Consider the following 16,462-nt stretch of genomic DNA (forward strand, 5'->3'; position numbering starts at 1 on the left):
ACACCTGCCGTGACCACCCGCGAGAAGCATCTCGTCGAGCTCGTCGACGACGCCGGGCGGCCGCAGGGCGAGACCACCGTGGCCGCCGCCCACCAGCCCCCGGGCCAGCTCCACCGCGCCTTCTCGGTGCTGCTCGTCGACCCCGACGGCCGGGTGCTGCTGCAACGGCGGGCGCCGGTGAAGACCCGCTTCCCGCTGCGCTGGGCCAACTCGTGCTGCGGCCACCCGACGCCGGGCGAGTCCCTCGTCGAGGCCGCCAACCGCCGGCTGCGCGAGGAGCTCGGCGCCGGCCCGGTCGAGCTGACCGAGGTCGGGGTGTACGTCTACTACGCCGAGGACCCGGTCACCGGTCGGGTCGAGTTCGAGTACGACCACGTCCTGCGGGGCGAGTTCCGGCCGGGCGACCCGCTGCTGCCCGACCCCGACGAGGTGGCCGAGCTGCGCTGGGTGGACCCCCTCTCGCTGGCGGCCGACCTCGACGCCGACCCCCGCGCGTACGCACCGTGGCTGGGCGGGGTGGTGAACCGCCTGCTGGCCCCCTCGGGGACGGCCGTCGGCCCGCCCAGCCCGCCGGGTCCGGACGCCAGCCCGCCCGGCCCGCCGGCGAACGACGCCTCGGAGCGGTCGGGTGGCCGATGAGGCGCTGAGCGCGGGAGCCGTCGCCCGACGGCTGGGCGTCGCCGTGACCACCCTGCGCACCTGGCACCAGCGCTACGGCCTCGGGCCCAGCGAGCACGTACCCGGGCACCACCGGCGCTACACGCCGGCCGACCTCGCGCGCCTGGAGATCATGCGACGGCTCACCGCCCAGGGGGTCACCCCGGCGGAGGCGGCCCGCTGGGCCCGCCGGGCACCGGACGCCGTGCCCGCCGACGCCGCCGTACCCCCACGGGTGCGCGCCGTCGCCGGCCGGGACGGCGGCGGTACGACGATCCCGGTCGGCCGGGCCGGGCCGGCGGCCCGAGGGCTGGCCCGCGCCGCCATGCGGCTGGACGCGGTCGCGATCGGCGAGACGATCGCCCGGGCCGTCCAGGCGGACGGCGTGGTCGCCACCTGGGACGGCTTGCTGCGCCCCGTGCTCTTCGGCATCGGGGAGCGGCACGCCGCCACCGGTGGGCTGGTCGAGGTCGAGCACCTGATGTCGCGCTGCGTCTCGGAGGCGTTCGCGGTGGCCGCCCGGGCCGGCGCGCCCGCCGGCCCACCGCGCATCGTGCTCACCTGCGCCGACGAGGAGCAGCACACCCTGCCGCTGGAGGCGCTCGCCGCCGCGCTCGCCGAGGCCGGGGTCGGCTACCGGATGCTCGGCGCCCGGATGCCGCTGCCCGCGCTGCTCGAGGCCGTCAACCGGACCGGTCCGGCCGCCGTGGTGATCTGGTCGCACACCCGGGCCACCGCCGACCCCACCCAGCTCAACGCCCTGCTCGCCGCGCCCCGCCGGCCACTGCTGGTGCTCGCCGCCGGGCCGGGCTGGCTGGCGGACTCGCTGCCCGCCGGGGTGGTGCGGCCGGTCGACCTCACCGAGGCGGTCTCGCTGGCGCTCGCCCTACGCGACTCCCTGGACCAGGCGACGGCGGACTGACGGGGGTGCCGAGGGCGGGACGCCGTCCACTAGCGTCGGGAGGTCCGCCGACCCCGACCCCCTCCGGGAGCGAACGATGCGCCTACGCGCCGTGCTGGCCACCGGTCTGGCCCTGATCCTCCTCGGCGGCTGCGGCGACGGCACCGCGACGGGCCGGCAGGCCGCCGGCCCCGACCCCGTCGCCTCGGCCCCGCTGCCGGCCGAGCCGGCTCCGTCGGCCGCCCCGCGACCGACCCGCGGCACCCCGCCCAGGCGCCTGGTCCGGCCGCTGCCGCCGAAGCTGCCGGTGGGGCTGCGGCGCACGACCGGCGCACGGACGGTGGCGCTGACCTTCGACGACGGGCCGGACCCGACCTGGACGCCGAAGGTCCTCGACCGCCTCCGGGCGGCCAAGGTCACCGCCACCTTCTGCGTGGTGGGCAAGCAGGCCCGGCGCCATCCCGACCTGGTGCGGCGGATCGTGCGGGAGGGCCACCAACTCTGCAACCACAGCTGGAACCACGACCTGGATCTCGCCCGGCGTCCGGCCGCCGAGATCCGGCGGGACCTCCTGCGCACCAACGCGGCCATCCGGGCGGCGGTGCCGGGCGCCAAGGTGCCGTTCTACCGGCAGCCGGGCGGCCGGTGGACGGCCGAGGTGGTGACGGTCGCCAAGCAACTCGGCATGCGGTCGCTGCACTGGCACGTCGACCCGCAGGACTGGGGCAAGCCGACCGCCGCGACGATCGCCAAGCGGGTACGCGCCGCGGCCCGCCCCGGCTCGATCGTGCTGCTGCACGACGGCGGCGGCGATCGGGCCGCCACGCTGGCCGCCAGCCCACGCCTGATCGCCGACCTGAAGCGCCGCTACGGCGTCGCCCGGCTCCGCTAGAGCCCCCTGACCTGCGGTTTTGCGGTGCGTTGTGGTCAGGGCCATACCGGTTTGGTCGACGGACCGATCATCACGTAAGCTATCCAAGCCTCCGGCGGGGCCGGATGGGAGCAAGTCCGCTTGAAGTTGCGAGTGTGCAATGATGGCGGGGCCGCCCTCATCGTCTAGCGGCCCAGGACGCCGCCCTTTCAAGGCGGTAGCACGGGTTCGAATCCCGTTGGGGGCACGGTCCGGCTTCGGCCGGAGGCAACAAAGCTAGGTCCTGTGGAGCAGTTGGAGTGCTCGCCGCCCTGTCAAGGCGGAGGTCGCGGGTTCAAGTCCCGTCAGGACCGCCAGCGGAGAACGCCGCGCCCTGCGCGGCGTTCTGCGTATCGGGGCATGTGACCCTTCCGGCGGAGAACCCACCGTGCGGGTAGCATGAACCGAGCAACACGGCCAGGTAGCTCAGTTGGTACGAGCGTCCGACTGAAAATCGGAAGGTCGGCGGTTCGACCCCGCCCCTGGCCACATAGCCTTTCGCCGGGCTACTGAAGCGCCGACCAGCGGAAACGCCGGTCGGCGCTTCTGCGTACCGGGCGGCTCCGGCAGTCCTCGACGTGGCGGCGCCCCTGCTACGTCGCGCCCTTCCGGGGCGGCCGACGTCCCGGCGACCAGGACGAGGGCGAGCCCCGGGGAGGAGCGCGGTGCCCACCGTCGACATGCCCGCACTGCGCGAGCGGATCGTCGCGAGCATCTGCGCGACGATCGGCCCGATGCTCGAGGGACGCGAATCGGAGGAGCTGTACGCGGTGGCGCTCACCACGGACAGCGACGTCGTCACGGTGACCCTGTTGGCGCACACCGAGGAGGCCCTCCAGGTGCTCGTCGAGGCCGACGACGCGTACGCCGACGGCTACCGCTGGTGGCCCGACGAGTGGGCTGTCACGGACGACCACGAGGCTGCCGGGCCCGGCGTCGAGTCGTTGGTGCAGATCAGCCGGGACATGTTCGACGCCCACGACTCTCTCGGCGACGACGACGAGGCTCACGGCGAATGGTGCCGCCGGGCCCGCGCGACGCTGGAGGACGCCCTGGGCGACCACCGCGTCCGGGCGAGCATCGCCGGCATCAACCCCGCATGGCGTCCCGTGCTGTTCGTCGCGGACACGGACGGCAACGCGCATCTCACGGTACGCAGCATCGACCTGCTCAACGACGGCCACCCGAAGCCCGACCTCGTCGCTTCCGCCCGCGACTTCTTCGACGAGACGGACGGCGGCTGACGACCGTTGCCGTAACCCCCTTGTTCGCGACGCCTACGCCGCTACGCGGCCAGGGTGGGCCGCGTCCTGCCCGGCCTGGGCAGGATCAGCCGACGACGCGGCACGGAGCGGTGCTCTAGCGCCGGAGCAGGGCGAACCATCCCGCCCCGGTCACGGCGAGGAGGAGTGCCACCACGAACAGGGTGCGCCCAGCCACAAGGGGCATGGCAACGAGGAAAGGCGCCTGCTGGACCAGCAGGCACGCGCCGAGCAGCGCCTGGCTGCCGCCGATCCGGGCGGGTTGGGACCGCTGGGTCGCCGTCAGGCGGGCGACCCGCACCCACGCCGAGGGAAACCGTCCCGACACGGCGACACGCACGCCGAGCGCGATCATGGCCAGGCTGAGGACCACGATCACGAGGCGTACGGCGATCCACACCGGGTCCGGATCACTCAGGCTCATGCGGCCCATCATGTAGGGAACGTCAAGGTCCCAGGCCGTACCGGCGGGGCCTGCCCTTTCGGCTCGGTCGGGACTGTCGGGGGCACGCAGTACGGTCCCGCCATGGCAGCCAGAATCAGCCTGACCCTCGACTGCGCGGACGCGAAACTCCTCGGCGAGTTCTGGAAGACGGCGCTGGGCTACGTGGACGAGCCGCCGCCCGCGCCCTTCCGGACCCGTGCGGAGTGGCACGCGAGTTTCGACCTGCCGGAGGACGACCCGGTGGACGACGCGGCGTGGCTGTGCGATCCCGACGGCGTCGGGCCCGCGCTCTCCATCCTCAGGGTCCCCGAGCCGAAGACGGCCAAGAACCGACTGCACATCGATGTCCGGGTGCCGGGCCACGGCAGCCCCGACGAGCGGTGGGCGCGGATCAGGGCCGAGTCCGACCGGCTGGTGAAGGCGGGCGGGAGCGTCCTGGGGGAGTTCACCGGGCACCACATCGTCATGGCCGATCCGGAGGGCAACGAGTTCTGCGTCGCCGCGACCTCGGCCTGACGGCGCGTCGGCCGTCCGCCCGCCCCGGCTCCTGTCGACGGACGGATCCGGGACAGCGGTAGGCCGCCCGGCTCTGCCAGGCTGATCACCGACCCGCCCTGGTTCCGTCTGCGGCGGGCCTGCGCGACGGGGGGACGGAGCGTGGCCGAGCAGTCGACCGCACAGTCGGCACCGCTGGTGGTGAACTCAGGACGCCTGGCGGTGGGGCAGATGGTCGTGGTCGGCGTGGCGGCCGCCCTGTTCCTGCGCGGGACCGACGGCGGCCCGTGGCTGCTGTTCGCCTTCTTCGTGGGGTTGCACGCCGTGCTGCTCGCCGGCGTGGCGACGCTGCTGACGCTTACCTACCTGCTCGGCACGATCACCCGCCACGGATCGCTGCTGACCGAGAGCCCCGGCCGCCGGTGCGGCTGGACCCTGCTCGTCTGGGTCGGCGGTGCCGCACTCGTCGGCTACGGGCGTGCCGCCCTCGGCCACCTCGGCTTCGATCCCGACCGGCACCCCGAGGTCGGTCACTGGTTGCTGGGCCTGGGCGCGGCACTGGTGGTGGGCCTGTTCACCCGGTCGCGACAGGCACGGATCGCCTCCGCCGCCACCATCGCACTCTTCGTCGTGGTCACGGTCGCACTGCGAGTCCTCGACTGATCAACCCGGCCGCGCGGGGTAGGACACCTGGGGCCGGAGGGGGACGGCATCGACGAATTCAGTTGCGACGGGCGCCCGCGCTACGGTTGTGTGCGTTCATGCCTACGCACCGTGTCGACTCGTACTTCGTCTGCGGCACCCCGCGCACCGGCAGCTCGCTCCTGCTCGGGTTGCTGGAATCCACCGGTCTCGCCGGTCACCCCCAGGCCTACTTCCGCTCCCCGGACGAGCCGCTGTGGGCCGACCGGTGGCAGCTTCCCCGCAGGGCGGACGGCGGCTTCGACTACGCGGACTTCGTACGGGCCGCGCTCGCCGCGGGCCGGACCGGCAACGGCGTGTTCGGCGCGAAACTCATGTGGGGAACGCTCGAGGAGGTGGTCGCGAAGCTCGCGGCGGTCCATCCCGACCTCGACGGCGACGACGTCGCGCTGCTGAACCGGGCGTTCGGCCGCACCGCCTTCGTCTACCTGCGACGCGACGACGTACTGGCACAGGCGGTGTCGCGGCTGCGCGCCGAGCAGACCGGCACGTGGTTCGTCGGCGGCAGTGGGGAGATCAGCGGCGACGTGGGCAACGGGCAGGCGCCCCGCTTCGACGCGAACGGGATCAGGCACTACATCGAGGAGATCCGGGAGCACAACGCGGCCTGGGAGGCGTGGTTCGCCTCGTGGGGGATCCAACCGCACGTCGTGCGCTACGAGGACCTGGCCGAGGACATGGCCGCCACCACGCGTGCCGTCCTCGACTTCCTGGGGCTCGACGTGCCCGGGAACGGCTGTGCCGTCATCGCGCGTCACCAACGCCAGGCCGACGAACTCAACCGGCAGTGGATCGCCCGGTACCGGGCGGCGGTGACCGGCATCTGATCCGTCGGCCGGCGGGGCTCCCCGTCGGCTCCTCGAACCACGGATACGCCGAATGCATCAGGGCGACCGGACCGCCAGACCGGGCCGCCGCCACACCGGCCCGCCCTCGACCCGTGGACGCCCACCACGGGGCCGCAGGCAGGCCCGCCCGCTGGGTTCAGCGCCGCTGTTGGCGGTGCTGGGCGATCCCGCCCTGGATCGCCTCCCAGACGCTCCGGCCGGCCTGCCTCAGCGTCTCCCCCGCCTGCTCGGCGATCTGGGCGGCGCTCGGTGCGCCACCACCGCCACCGCCCGAGGCCTCGGGCTGCTGCCGGCCCTGCCCGGTCTCGGGCTGCTGCCGGCCCTGCCCGCCCTCGGACGGGCCGCCCGACGGCTCACGCTGCCCGGCCTCCGGCCCGCCACCGGACCCGCCGGCACCCCGGTCCCCGCCGCCCGCTCCGGCCGTACCGCCCCCGGGCCCGCCGACCCTCTCACCGCCCGGCTGCTGAGCGCCCTGTTCCGCGCGCCCCGGCCGCCGCCCGCCCTGCTCCCCGCCGCCCTGCTCCGCGCCGCCCTGTGGCGAACCGCCCGGCCGCTGCCCGCCGCCCTGCTCGCCACCCGGCCGATGTTCGCCGCCCTGTTCGCCCTGTTGCGAACCGCCTGGCCGCTGCTCGCCCTGCTCCCCGCCGCCCTGTTGCGAACCACTCGGCCGCTGCCCGCCCTGCTCCGGGGCGCCCTGGCCCTGCTCCCGTTCCTGGGGTCCACCTGGCTCCCGACGGGCCGCCTCGTCGCCCTCCTGCTCGCGTGCACGCTGCGCCTGGCCCTGCTCGCCGCCGCCGCCCGACCCGCTGGCGAGGCCGCCACCCCGCTGGGCCTGCTCGGCGCCCGGCTCCCCGCCCTGCCCTCGGCCGCCCTGCCCCCGGCCGCCCGGCTCACCGCCCTGGCCGGCGCCGGGCTTGCCGCCCCGGCCCGGGCCGCCCGGCTCCCGCAGTGACTGGTCGGCGACCGCACCGATCGCGCCCACCTGCTGACCGAGATCGTCGGTCGCGCCGCCGACCCGCTCCAGCGGGCGCTGCTCCCCAAGGGCGGTGAGCGGCTCAGCCCCGCCGCCCCGCTCCTCCGGGCCGGTGAGCTGCCCACTCATGTTGGCCAACTGCTGACTGGCCCGGTTCACGTCGTCCATGGAGGCCGCCGCCGTACCCGACAGCGTCTGGATGACCTGCGGGTTGCGGTCGATGGTGGTCAGCGCACGGTCGAGGATCTGCACCAGCTTCTCCAGCCGCACCTTGAGCAACGCCTCGGCGTGCACCCCGGTGATGTCCAGCTCGACGCCCTCCAGGTGCACCCGTACCCCGGCGTCGAGCTGGAGGAGGTTGGCCAGCCGGGCCCGCAGGGAGACGTCGGCGTCCAGCCCGTCCACGGCGAGCCGGATCGAGTCGACCGACACCTCCGGGATGTCCAGCAGGACGTCCGGCTCGTTCTCCCCACCCCGGCGGGCGGGTTCCGCTTCCCCGTCACGTCGCCCCGATCGGCCGCCGGTCCGGTCGTCGTCCCGCTGCTGCGCGTTCTCGCTCATGCTCCCCGCTCCGCATTCTCCGGCCGGGCCGGCCGGGACCGTTCGGCGCGGGTACCCGCTATCCGGCCGAACATCCCGCCGGCCCGGCGACACGGCCGGTCACGGTCGGGCGCGCGGGCGTCTTCCGGCGTACGGATGGGCGGCCCGAAGACGGCAATCACGAAGCTGCGCACCCGGGCATCAGCCGGTATGGTCCGGGCCTATGGGACAGGAGATGGCTGACCCGGCCGGCATCCGGCAGGAGTCCGAACGATTCGCGTTGCGCAGCGCCCTCCTGGTCCCCGCTCCCGCGCAGCGGGCGTTCGAGGTGTTCACCGGCGCCCTGGCGCAGTGGTGGGTGGTGGAATACACCTGGTCCGGGCCCGAGCAGCTCGCCGACCTGGGCATGGAGCCGCGCGGCGGCGGGATGCTCTACGAGATCGGTCCGCACGGCTTCCGCTGCGACTGGGGCCGGGTGCTGACCTGGGATCCGCCCGAGCGGCTGGTCTTCACCTGGCAGATCGGGGCGGACCGGGCACCGGTGCCGGACCCGGCGAAGGCGAGCGAGGTGGAGGTGCTCTTCCACGCGGACGGGCCGGAGCGGACGCGGGTGACGGTCGAGCACCGGCACTTCGACCGGCACGGCGAGGCCGCGGAGGGCTACCGGCAGGCGCTGACCGCCGGCTGGCACGAGCTGCTCACCCGCTACGCCGCCAGAGTGGCCGACCACGGCGTCGACTGACCGGCTTCCGGCCAGTCAGCGACCGAGGCCCGACCGCCCGGGTCACGCGCCACCGCCGTCACGCACCGCCCGGCCCACGCGCCACCGATGCCATCCGCCACGTACCGCCAGAGGCTGCGGCGGGTCAGCGGCCGAGGCCGGGACGCGCGCCCGGCGCGGTGGCGACGCCCCGGCCGCCGAGGTCGGCGCGCCGGCCCGCCTCGGCACCCGAGCCGAACCCGCCGCCGGCCAGTCGGCGCGGCGCGGCGGTACGCAGCCGTGGGTACACCTCGGCGACGCGGTGCCGGACCCGGTCCGACCGGTCGGCCAGGACCAGTGCCACCGAGGGCGCGCCCGCCTCGGCGACCGCCCCGGCCTCCGCGGCCCGCAGTCGCACGCCGATCACCTGGGCGAACCCGGCCAGCCACGAGCGCCGGAAGGCGGCGACGTGCGCGCCGGCCGGCACCTCGACGCCGGCCAGCCCGTGGGCGGCCTGCACCAGCAGCGACGTGAAGAGCAGCTCGACCCGTTCCAGGTCGCTGGCGAAGCCGAACAGGTGCATGGCGAAGCCGGCGCCCTCCCGGCGGCGGACGCAGCGGCAGCGCAGCGGATCGGCGACCGCGGCGAGCAGGCCGGCCTTGTCCCGCGCGTACGGGGCGACGACCTCGACCACCCGGTCGCCCACCGGGTCCGTGGCCGGGTCCCGGGCGGCCAGCAGCGCCCGGTCCACGCCGTAGCGGGCGATCAGCTCGGTCGCCTTGGCCGTGAACGCGGCCGACTCGGCGGGGGTGCAGGCCGGGTCCTCGGCCTGGGCCAGCAGCTTGCGCACCTTGCTGAGCATGGCGTCGGACATGCCCTCAGCCTGTCACGGCGGTCCGGCCCCGCCGCGCCACGTCCGCGCCAGCCGGCGGGCGGTGGGCGGCGGGCGGCGGGCGGCGGGCGGCGGGCGGCGGGCGGCGGGCGGGTGCCCAACGGTCCGGCCGGCGGGCGCCCAACCGTCCGGCCGCCGGCCGTCGTCCCGGTCCGTGCCGTCGGGCGGTACGAACGGTCAGGCGGTCCGGCTACGCAGCGTCGCCACGGTCGAGCCGGCGAGCGTGAGCAGGCACTCCGGCAGCAGCCCGTCGGCCGCCGCCGCACCGAACAGCGCCTCGCCGGTGTCGTCGTCGGCGTTGGCGTACGCGCTGACGAAGCGCGCCACCCAGCGGGTGTCGTAGCCCGCCTCCTCGATGCCGGGGAAGTCCAGCGCGCACGTGCCCGGCGGCACCGGATCGCCGACCATCGTGGCGGCAAGACACCAGGCCACCCCGTACGCGCCGGCCAGGCCGGACCGGTCGACGACCGCGTCGAACGCCCCCGCCACCGCGTCGCCGTCCCCGGCCAGCGCCGAGCGGAGCACGGCGGTCGCGTCGTCAAGCGTCTGCTGTGGTGAGTCCGTCACCCACAGCACGGTAGAGGGGAGGGTCAAGCCATCCACCGGCGGTCACTTTCCGTAGTCAAGGCGGGCGACCTGCGGATTGAGCCGCATCCGTGGTCCCGCCGCACGGCCCAGCACGCTAATGTGCGCAGCGGACCTTCGCCGGAGGAAGGACGACCATGTTCAAGTCACGCGCCTCGCGGGCGGCCACCCTGGCCGCCTGCGCGACGTTCCTGCTCGCCACGAGCGCCTGCGGGACCGAAGAGCCCGAGGAGGCGGCCACCCAACAGGTGCGCCTCTACGGCACCGACGGCAACATGCTGAACTCGTACCCTGCCGAGCTGAAGGACCGCGCCGGCCTGGTCGACGGCATGAAGGGCACCACGCCGCTCACGCCCCTGCCCGAGGACTTCAAGAACCGGCTCCGGTCGGTCGACCCGAAGCTGGGCGACTTCCTCTACTCCGCCGAGGCGTACGACGCGGTGGTGATCAGCGCGATCGCCGCCCAGCTCGCGGGCTCGACGGATCCGGCCGCCATCGCGAAGCAGATCGTCGGGGTCACCAACGACGGGCAGCGCTGCGAACGGGTGGCGGAGTGCCTGACCCTGGCCCGCGCGGGCCGGGACGTGGAGTACCGCAGCGTCTCGCTGACCCGGGCCGGCTTCACCGACGCCGGCGAGCCGTCCACCGCGAGCTACGGCACGCTGCACTTCGACGGCCAGCGCCTCAACGACGGCAAGACGGAGTTCGTCGGGGCCGGCGACGAGTCGGCGGCGAGCACCAAGGCCCCGCCGAAGGCGAAGAAGCAGCGTGGCGGCCGGACGGACCGCAGCGACGGCTCGCCGCTGATCCTGGGCGGCCTGCTGTCGCAGACCGGTGACCTGGCCCTCGCGTACCCGCCGATCTCCGCCGGCACCAAGCTGGCGATCAGGGAGATCAACGCGGCGGGCGGGGTGCTCGGCGAGCCGGTGGTCTGGATCGACGGCGACGACGGCACCAACCCGGCGGTCGCCAAGGCCACCGTGGCGCGGCACGTCGCGCAGAAGGTCCACGTCATCATCGGCGCCAGCGCCTCCGGCATCTCCCGCGCGGTGCTGCCCGACGTGGTGCAGGCCGGGAAGGTGCTGTTCTCCCCGTCGAACACCGACGCCAGCCTCACCGAGCTGGACGACAACGGCCTCTACTTCCGCACCGCCCCGCCGGACAGCCTCCAGGGCCGGGCGCTGGCCGACGTGATCCTCCGCGACGGCCCGCAGAAGATCGCCATCGTCGCCCGTAAGGACTCCTACGGCGAGGGCCTCCAGGGCACCGTCCGGGCCGAGCTGGAGCGGGCCGGCATCGGCGGCGACCGGCTCAAGCTGCTGACCTACGACCCGCCGGCGGACGCCAAGGCGAACCCGATCGACTTCGTCGCGGGCGCGAAGGAGATCAAGGACTTCGGCGCGGAGGCCGTGCTGGTCATCGGCTTCGCCGAGTCCGCAGAGGTGATCCGGGCCCTCGCGGACGCCGGGGTGCAGATCCGGCACTGAGTCACCACCCGTGGGACACGGACGGCCGCACCGGTGACCGGTGCGGCCGTCGTCTCGTCCGGGCTCAGCGGGGGCGTCGCCGCTCGAGGAACTCCGTCATCCGCCGGTGCTTCTCCTCGTCCTCGAAGAGCACCGCCTGGCTGACCAGGTCGAGGTGCGGGTGCGCGGCAGCCGGCGCGTCGACCGCCAGCTTGGTCAGCCGCAGCGCCAGCGCGGACCCCTTCGCCATCTCGTCGAGCAGCCCGTGCGCCGTGGGCAGCAGCTCGGCGGGCTCGGGCACCACCCGGTTGACCAGCCCGATCCGCAGCGCCTCCTCGGCGTCCACGCGGCGGCCGGTGAAGAGCAGTTCCTTGGCCCGGGCCTCCCCGACCAGCGCCGGCAGCCGGTGGGTCGCGCCCGCGCCGGCCAGGATCCCCAACCGGACCTCCGGCTGGCCGAACACCGCCCGCGCCGTGCAGACCCGCAGATCGCAGGCGTACGCCAGCTCGGCGCCCCCGCCCAGCGCGGGCCCGTCCACGGCCGCCACGGTCGGCATCGGCAGCGCCCGGATCCGGGCGAAGGCCGCCGAGTTGATCGCCGCGAGGGCGTCCAGCCGGCCCCGCTCGCGAAGCTGCCCGATGTCCGCCCCACCGGCGAAGATCCCCTCGCTGCCGCCGGTGAGCAGCAGCAGGCGGGGCCGCGCCTCCAGTTCCGCGCAGACCTGGTGCAGCTCGGCGATCAGGTCGGCGTCGATGGCGTTGCGCTTCTCCGGCCGGTCGAGCGTCACCACCAGCCGGTCCGGCTGCTCCTCGATCCGCAGCCCACTCACGAGCGGGTCCCCCTTCCGTTCGCGACTGCGGGGCTCGCAAGCTCACTCCTCGCGCTCACCCGTGCCGACCTTCCGTTCGCGACTGCGGGGCTCGCAAGCTCACTCCTCGCGCTCACTGGCGAACGCCGCCTTCCCAGCGGTAGAAGCCCTGGCCGGACTTCTTGCCCAGGCGGCCGGCGGCCACCATCTCCTCGAGCAGCGGCGGCGGGGCGAACCGGTCCCCGTACGCGGTCTGGAGGGTGCGCGCGATGTCGAGCCGCACGTCCAGCCCGACGATGTCCGTCAGCTCCAGCGGGCCGACCGGGTGCCGGTAGCCGAGCACCATCGCCTTGTCGATGTCGGCGGGGCTGGCCACCCCGTCGGCGACCATCCGGATGGCCTCCAGCCCGAGGGTGACCCCGAGCCGGGAGGTGGCGAAGCCGGGCATGTCGCGTACGACGACGGGGTCCTTGCCCAGCCGGCCGGCGAGCGCGACCGCCGCGGCGGTGGTCTCCTCGGCGGTGGCCGGGCCGACCACGACCTCCAGCAGGGCCATCGCCCAGACCGGGTTGAAGAAGTGCAGCCCGAGGAAGCGCTCGGGCCGGGCCAGCCCCTCGGCCAGCGCGGCGATCGGGATGCTGGAGGTGTTGCTGCCCAGCAGCGCCGGCCGCAGCGCCTCGGCCTCGCGCAGCACCGCCCGCTTCAGGTCCGGCCGCTCCGGTACGGCCTCCACCACGACGGCCGGCTCCTCGGCGACCTCGGCGAGCCCCGAGCGCAGCGTCACCCGCTGCCGATTCGTCGCGGCCCGGTCGGCGTCCAGCTTGCCGCGCGCCACCGCCCTGTCCCACAGCTCCCCGAGCCGCTCGACGGCCGCCGCGCCCCGGGCCCGGTCCACTTCGACCAGCTCGACGGCGTGCCCGGCCCCGGCCGCCACGTACGCGATGCCGAGCCCCATCGTGCCGGCCCCGACGACGACAAAGCGGTCGCTCATGACGCCTCCCTGTCTCCGGTGGCGGGACGGGGTCTACCCGCGCCCCGCCGCCCGCTCCACTCGCTCATGGGCCCGACCCTATGCAGCGGCGATCTCTCCGGCATGCGTGGGGGCGCGCCGGATCGGGTACCACGGCACCCAACCGAGGGAAGGACGGCCCAGATGAGCCAGGCACCGGAGACCGTGCACGCCGCGGACGCGGCGGAGACCGTGGAGACCCGCGGGGACGAGCGGGTCGACCTGCTGCGCGCCGACACCAACAACGACGGCCGCACCGACGTCTGGGTGGCCGACACCGACGGGGACGGCAAGCCCGACCTGTTCCAGTTCGACACCGACGGGGACGGCAAGGTGGACATCACGATGGTCGACCTCGACGAGGACGGCACCCCGGACGAGGTGGTCGACGGCGACGGCGGCCTGCCGCCCGAGCAGCTCCCCCCGACCGTCCAGGTCTGACACCCGCGCCGGGTTCCCGCGTCCGGCGGGAATCCGGCGTCGGCGTCGCGGGGTCCGCGGCCGGGGCCGGTCGTCAGCCGGCGAGGCGCAGGGTCGCCAGGTAGTACGGCGCGTCCCGATCGTCCACGTCGGTCAGTCGCCAGCCGCTGCCCCGGACCAGCTCGGCCAGCTCGTCCGGGGAGCAGACCAGGTAGTCGAACCACTCGGTGCCCAGTTCCCGGTAGCGCAGCCGGAGCCGGAGCTGCCCACCGAACCGGCCCCGACGCCGGTTGCGCTCGTGGTAGCCCGTGTGGACCGGGTCCCGGGTGCCGTACGGGTCGGTGCCGTGGGCGATGACCTGTGCTCCCGGCCGGGCCAGTGCCGCCAACGCGGCCAGCAGCGCCGGCCCGCGTTCCCGGCCCTCCAGCAGGCCCACGTTGTTGCCCAGCAGTAGGAACGTGTCGTAGCGGCGGCCGTCCGCGACGTGCGCGTCGACGGTGCCGTGCACCAGGTCGCGTACGCCCCGGCGGCGGCAGACGGCCAGCGCCCCGGCCGAGGTGTCCAGCCCGGTGACGGGCACGCCCCGTTCCTGGAGCAGCAGCGCGATCCGGCCCGCCCCGACGCCGACGTCCAGGGTCGCGCCCCGGACCCGGTCCAAGGCCCGGTGGTCGTACGGCTGCCAGTCGGCCGGCCCGTCCAGGTAGTGCGCGGCGGGGGCGCCGTTGATGAGCCCGTCGTCCCGCTCGATGATCTCGATGACCGGGCGCGGCAGCCGCCCGCCGGCCAGCGGGCGGGGCCCGACCCCGGTGGCCACGGCGTACGCGTCGCGCAGCATCTCCCCGAACACGTCACCGATCCGTGGCTGTCCCGTCACGGGCTTCACGCTATCCGGCCGGTCAGTCAGCCGCACCGGCCGTATCCTGGCGGGGTGACCACCCTGGACCGCCTCGGCGCGGAGAAGTACATCCTGCTCACGACGTTCCGCAAGGACGGTCGGGCGGTGCCGACCCCGGTCTGGGCGGTGCGCGACGGCGACGCGCTCTGGGTGTGGTCGGCGGCGGACGCCGGCAAGGTGAAGCGGATCCGGCGCAGCGGCGACGTCACGGTGGCCCCCTGCGACGTCCGGGGCCGCCCGCACGGCGAGGCGGTCGCCGCCCACGCTACCCTCTGCGACGCGGCCGGCACGCGGCGGGTGCGTGAGCTGATCAAGCAGAAGTACCGGATGATCGGCCGGCTCAGCCTGCTCGGCAGCCGCCTGCGGCGCGGCGAGAGCGGCACGGTCGGCATCCGGGTCGTCCTCGCGGACCGGCCGCCGGCCGGCGCCTGATCCCGCGCCCGCCGTCAGTACGCGGGCGGGGTCCGGACACGACGGAGGGCGGCGGACCATGTCCGCCGCCCTCCGTTCACACCCGTTTGTATCCCGGTCGGTCAGTCCCCCTGGCGCTGCTGGGGGATCTGTCCCTGCAACAGGGCCCTGACCTCCGACTCCCGGTACCGACGGTGTCCACCCAGCGTGCGGATGGCGCTGAGCTTGCCCGCCTTTGCCCACCGGGTCACCGTCTTCGGGTCGACACGGAACATCGACGCCACCTCGGCCGGTGTGAGTAGCGGCTCTGGTTCGTGCGTTCGCGATGCCATCGGTCACTCCTCCACATGTATAGACATCGGCCGGGGTCCCGCCGGTCGACGCGTCTCCCATGGTCCGGCTAGTCCCCGATGTCCGACATGGGCCGAACGGCCGAACGTCCCTAGACGGACGGATGAACCATGCCCGATTTATGCGACTTTTACACGGCAGAAAGTACCTTATTCGGACTCATGATCACGGTTCGTGATGCGTCGACTACGAACCCGCCTCGACTTCGGAGCAGCTTATGGGCGTTTTCGCCTCAGTTGCACCGTTCCAGCAACTGGATCGCCCGCCAGCGCGCGACCAGCTTGTCGTACGCCGCCGAGGCCTCCTCCGCCTCGCCCCGGGACAGCCCGGCGAGCCCGCTCGCCACCAGCTGGGGCGAGTCGTCGGCGGCCAGCGTCTCGTCCGAGAGCAGCTCGACCAGGCCGCCGTAGTCCAGCTCCACCATCGAACGGGGGTGGAACTCCTCCAGCCAGCGGGCGGCCTCCTCGACCGCCTCCGTGATCGGCGCGTCGCCGATCGACTTGCGCAGCACCGACAGGGCCCGCGACGAACGCCGCCGCGCCTTGGAGATCTCCGTCCGGTAGTGCAGCGCCCGCCGCCCGGGGTGGGTCACGTGGTGCCGTTCCTCCGGGCCGAAGAGCACGAACCAGCGCAGCGGTACGCCCCACGTGGCGATCTGCTCGTGCACGCGCGGCACGCCGTGCTCCAGCACCCGCGCCCCGCTGCGCCAGTCCTCCACCACGGCCTTCGCCTGCCCGGCGAGCACCGGCGGCACGAACGCGTCGGCCAGCACCGGCGGCACCCCGTCGCGCGCGTTCAACGCCGCCTCGGCCACCCGGATGCGCAGGTTCCACGGGCAGACCAGCAGGGCCTCGTCGGTCTCCAGGACGTACGCCTCGTCCGGCAGGTCGGGCAGCCGGGTCCAGCCGGCGCCGAGCGCCTCAAGCACCGACGTCCGTTGCCGGCCCGGCCCCTCCACCGGCGCCACCGCCCGCCCCTGCTCGACGTAGCGCCGCCAGTACGCCTGGCGGTCCCGGTCGAAGGCGGTCAGCGGCTCGTACACGCGCAGGTATGAAGCGAAGAGCGACGGCACGGCGCGATCCTCCCACGAATTGGAACTCGACCGTCGTCGGCAGCGCGATCACGCGTGCCGTGGGCGGCCGGGCGGCGTCGGCCGATACTAGGCTCAGCGGCACCGGCAGCATCCCGCCGG

The 16,462-nt window shown here is 74.5% G+C and carries 20 protein-coding genes and 3 tRNA genes; 14 read left to right on the plus strand and 9 right to left on the minus strand.

The genetic code is table 11. The features are described from left to right. Positions 1-9 precede the first annotated feature (9 nt). The 7 genes from idi to ACGFNF_RS17735 all read left to right on the plus strand — a co-directional run bounded on the left by idi (position 10) and on the right by ACGFNF_RS17735 (position 3,712). A complete protein-coding gene (idi, locus tag ACGFNF_RS17705) occupies positions 10-639 on the plus strand; it encodes an isopentenyl-diphosphate Delta-isomerase (protein WP_393169056.1) in 630 nt (209 codons plus the stop codon). Then, on the plus strand, positions 629-1,579 hold the full coding sequence (locus ACGFNF_RS17710) for a MerR family transcriptional regulator (protein ID WP_393169058.1): 951 nt from the start codon (positions 629-631) through the stop codon (positions 1,577-1,579). The genes idi and ACGFNF_RS17710 overlap by 11 nt, the downstream gene beginning before the upstream one ends. Positions 1,580-1,655: 76 nt before the next feature. Beyond that, on the plus strand, positions 1,656-2,450 hold the full coding sequence (locus ACGFNF_RS17715; protein ID WP_393169059.1) for a polysaccharide deacetylase family protein: 795 nt from the start codon (positions 1,656-1,658) through the stop codon (positions 2,448-2,450). 153 nt (positions 2,451-2,603) lie between these two features. Further along, positions 2,604-2,676: transfer RNA gene (locus ACGFNF_RS17720), tRNA-Glu, on the plus strand. A gap of 32 nt (positions 2,677-2,708) precedes the next feature. Continuing rightward, positions 2,709-2,785 (plus strand) — tRNA-Asp (locus ACGFNF_RS17725). Positions 2,786-2,883: 98 nt separating this feature from the next. Then, positions 2,884-2,957: transfer RNA gene (locus ACGFNF_RS17730), tRNA-Phe, on the plus strand. A 176-nt stretch (positions 2,958-3,133) separates the two neighbouring features. Continuing rightward, positions 3,134-3,712: a DUF4303 domain-containing protein gene (locus ACGFNF_RS17735; RefSeq protein ID WP_393169061.1), complete on the plus strand. Its 579-nt coding sequence runs from the start codon at positions 3,134-3,136 to the stop codon at positions 3,710-3,712. 115 nt (positions 3,713-3,827) lie between these two features. Here ACGFNF_RS17735 and ACGFNF_RS17740 read toward each other — a convergent pair whose 3' ends face one another. Further along, positions 3,828-4,154, minus strand: coding sequence for a hypothetical protein (locus tag ACGFNF_RS17740; RefSeq protein ID WP_393169063.1), 327 nt, complete (start codon positions 4,152-4,154; stop codon positions 3,828-3,830). A 102-nt stretch (positions 4,155-4,256) separates the two neighbouring features. Here ACGFNF_RS17740 and ACGFNF_RS17745 point away from each other — a divergent pair, with 102 nt between their 5' ends. The 3 genes from ACGFNF_RS17745 (at position 4,257) to ACGFNF_RS17755 (ending at position 6,199) form a co-directional block, all read left to right on the plus strand. After that, the gene (locus ACGFNF_RS17745) at positions 4,257-4,691 is read left to right on the plus strand and encodes a VOC family protein (protein ID WP_393169065.1); all 435 of its coding nucleotides are present in this window, start codon (positions 4,257-4,259) and stop codon (positions 4,689-4,691) included. Between the two features lie 141 nt (positions 4,692-4,832). After that, a complete protein-coding gene (locus tag ACGFNF_RS17750; protein ID WP_393169067.1) occupies positions 4,833-5,333 on the plus strand; it encodes a hypothetical protein in 501 nt (166 codons plus the stop codon). Positions 5,334-5,431: 98 nt separating this feature from the next. Next, a complete protein-coding gene (locus ACGFNF_RS17755; RefSeq protein WP_393169069.1) occupies positions 5,432-6,199 on the plus strand; it encodes a Stf0 family sulfotransferase in 768 nt (255 codons plus the stop codon). A 157-nt stretch (positions 6,200-6,356) separates the two neighbouring features. On the opposite strand, the gene ACGFNF_RS17760 is transcribed toward ACGFNF_RS17755, so the two are convergent. Continuing rightward, a complete protein-coding gene (locus ACGFNF_RS17760; protein WP_393169071.1) occupies positions 6,357-7,754 on the minus strand; it encodes a hypothetical protein in 1,398 nt (465 codons plus the stop codon). 202 nt (positions 7,755-7,956) lie between these two features. Here ACGFNF_RS17760 and ACGFNF_RS17765 point away from each other — a divergent pair, with 202 nt between their 5' ends. Beyond that, complete coding sequence (locus ACGFNF_RS17765; protein ID WP_393169073.1) at positions 7,957-8,475, plus strand: SRPBCC family protein; 519 nt, start codon at positions 7,957-7,959, stop codon at positions 8,473-8,475. 124 nt (positions 8,476-8,599) lie between these two features. Here ACGFNF_RS17765 and ACGFNF_RS17770 read toward each other — a convergent pair whose 3' ends face one another. Together ACGFNF_RS17770 and ACGFNF_RS17775 are read right to left on the minus strand one after the other, a co-directional pair. Next, entirely contained in the window at positions 8,600-9,307 is a 708-nt protein-coding gene (locus tag ACGFNF_RS17770; RefSeq protein ID WP_393169075.1) for a DUF2786 domain-containing protein, read from the minus strand. 195 nt (positions 9,308-9,502) lie between these two features. Next, on the minus strand, positions 9,503-9,892 hold the full coding sequence (locus ACGFNF_RS17775) for a hypothetical protein (protein WP_311412127.1): 390 nt from the start codon (positions 9,890-9,892) through the stop codon (positions 9,503-9,505). Positions 9,893-10,047: 155 nt separating this feature from the next. Between ACGFNF_RS17775 and ACGFNF_RS17780 the strand changes: the two genes are divergently transcribed. Then, entirely contained in the window at positions 10,048-11,397 is a 1,350-nt protein-coding gene (locus tag ACGFNF_RS17780; protein WP_393169077.1) for an ABC transporter substrate-binding protein, read from the plus strand. A 64-nt stretch (positions 11,398-11,461) separates the two neighbouring features. Here the strand turns inward: ACGFNF_RS17780 and ACGFNF_RS17785 are convergent, their stop codons facing one another. Together ACGFNF_RS17785 and ACGFNF_RS17790 are read right to left on the minus strand one after the other, a co-directional pair. Further along, entirely contained in the window at positions 11,462-12,205 is a 744-nt protein-coding gene (locus tag ACGFNF_RS17785; RefSeq protein WP_393169079.1) for an enoyl-CoA hydratase/isomerase family protein, read from the minus strand. 112 nt (positions 12,206-12,317) lie between these two features. Next, the gene (locus tag ACGFNF_RS17790; RefSeq protein ID WP_393169081.1) at positions 12,318-13,175 is read right to left on the minus strand and encodes a 3-hydroxyacyl-CoA dehydrogenase family protein; all 858 of its coding nucleotides are present in this window, start codon (positions 13,173-13,175) and stop codon (positions 12,318-12,320) included. Positions 13,176-13,337: 162 nt separating this feature from the next. On the opposite strand from ACGFNF_RS17790, the gene ACGFNF_RS17795 reads away from it, so the two are divergent. After that, entirely contained in the window at positions 13,338-13,634 is a 297-nt protein-coding gene (locus tag ACGFNF_RS17795; RefSeq protein ID WP_132235132.1) for a hypothetical protein, read from the plus strand. A gap of 73 nt (positions 13,635-13,707) precedes the next feature. On the opposite strand, the gene ACGFNF_RS17800 is transcribed toward ACGFNF_RS17795, so the two are convergent. Then, on the minus strand, positions 13,708-14,487 hold the full coding sequence (locus ACGFNF_RS17800) for a class I SAM-dependent methyltransferase (protein WP_393169083.1): 780 nt from the start codon (positions 14,485-14,487) through the stop codon (positions 13,708-13,710). A 54-nt stretch (positions 14,488-14,541) separates the two neighbouring features. Between ACGFNF_RS17800 and ACGFNF_RS17805 the strand changes: the two genes are divergently transcribed. Then, the gene (locus ACGFNF_RS17805) at positions 14,542-14,940 is read left to right on the plus strand and encodes a PPOX class F420-dependent oxidoreductase (RefSeq protein ID WP_132235136.1); all 399 of its coding nucleotides are present in this window, start codon (positions 14,542-14,544) and stop codon (positions 14,938-14,940) included. 101 nt (positions 14,941-15,041) lie between these two features. Here ACGFNF_RS17805 and ACGFNF_RS17810 read toward each other — a convergent pair whose 3' ends face one another. Both ACGFNF_RS17810 and ACGFNF_RS17815 read right to left on the minus strand, forming a co-directional pair. Next, positions 15,042-15,251 (minus strand): BldC family transcriptional regulator, encoded by a 210-nt coding sequence (locus ACGFNF_RS17810; RefSeq protein WP_007073996.1) that lies wholly within the window; start codon positions 15,249-15,251, stop codon positions 15,042-15,044. Between the two features lie 251 nt (positions 15,252-15,502). After that, complete coding sequence (locus ACGFNF_RS17815; RefSeq protein ID WP_327030157.1) at positions 15,503-16,342, minus strand: hypothetical protein; 840 nt, start codon at positions 16,340-16,342, stop codon at positions 15,503-15,505. Between the last annotated feature and the right edge of the window lie 120 nt (positions 16,343-16,462).

The organism is Micromonospora sp. NPDC048868 (assembly GCF_043198195.1).
Taxonomy (GTDB): Bacteria; Actinomycetota; Actinomycetes; order Mycobacteriales; family Micromonosporaceae; genus Micromonospora; species Micromonospora reichwaldensis.

What these genes read in the sequence shown, in the direction of transcription:
- ACGFNF_RS17715 (WP_393169059.1), top strand. Translation starts at nt 1,656, where the DNA reads ATGCGCCTACGCGCCGTGCTGGCCACCGGTCTGGCCCTGATCCTCCTC.
- ACGFNF_RS17740 (WP_393169063.1), bottom strand. Translation starts at nt 4,154, where the DNA reads ATGAGCCTGAGTGATCCGGACCCGGTGTGGATCGCCGTACGCCTCGTG.
- ACGFNF_RS17745 (WP_393169065.1), top strand. Translation starts at nt 4,257, where the DNA reads ATGGCAGCCAGAATCAGCCTGACCCTCGACTGCGCGGACGCGAAACTC.
- ACGFNF_RS17755 (WP_393169069.1), top strand. Translation starts at nt 5,432, where the DNA reads ATGCCTACGCACCGTGTCGACTCGTACTTCGTCTGCGGCACCCCGCGC.
- ACGFNF_RS17760 (WP_393169071.1), bottom strand. Translation starts at nt 7,754, where the DNA reads ATGAGCGAGAACGCGCAGCAGCGGGACGACGACCGGACCGGCGGCCGA.
- ACGFNF_RS17765 (WP_393169073.1), top strand. Translation starts at nt 7,957, where the DNA reads ATGGGACAGGAGATGGCTGACCCGGCCGGCATCCGGCAGGAGTCCGAA.
- ACGFNF_RS17770 (WP_393169075.1), bottom strand. Translation starts at nt 9,307, where the DNA reads ATGTCCGACGCCATGCTCAGCAAGGTGCGCAAGCTGCTGGCCCAGGCC.
- ACGFNF_RS17780 (WP_393169077.1), top strand. Translation starts at nt 10,048, where the DNA reads ATGTTCAAGTCACGCGCCTCGCGGGCGGCCACCCTGGCCGCCTGCGCG.
- ACGFNF_RS17790 (WP_393169081.1), bottom strand. Translation starts at nt 13,175, where the DNA reads ATGAGCGACCGCTTTGTCGTCGTCGGGGCCGGCACGATGGGGCTCGGC.
- ACGFNF_RS17795 (WP_132235132.1), top strand. Translation starts at nt 13,338, where the DNA reads ATGAGCCAGGCACCGGAGACCGTGCACGCCGCGGACGCGGCGGAGACC.
- ACGFNF_RS17810 (WP_007073996.1), bottom strand. Translation starts at nt 15,251, where the DNA reads ATGGCATCGCGAACGCACGAACCAGAGCCGCTACTCACACCGGCCGAG.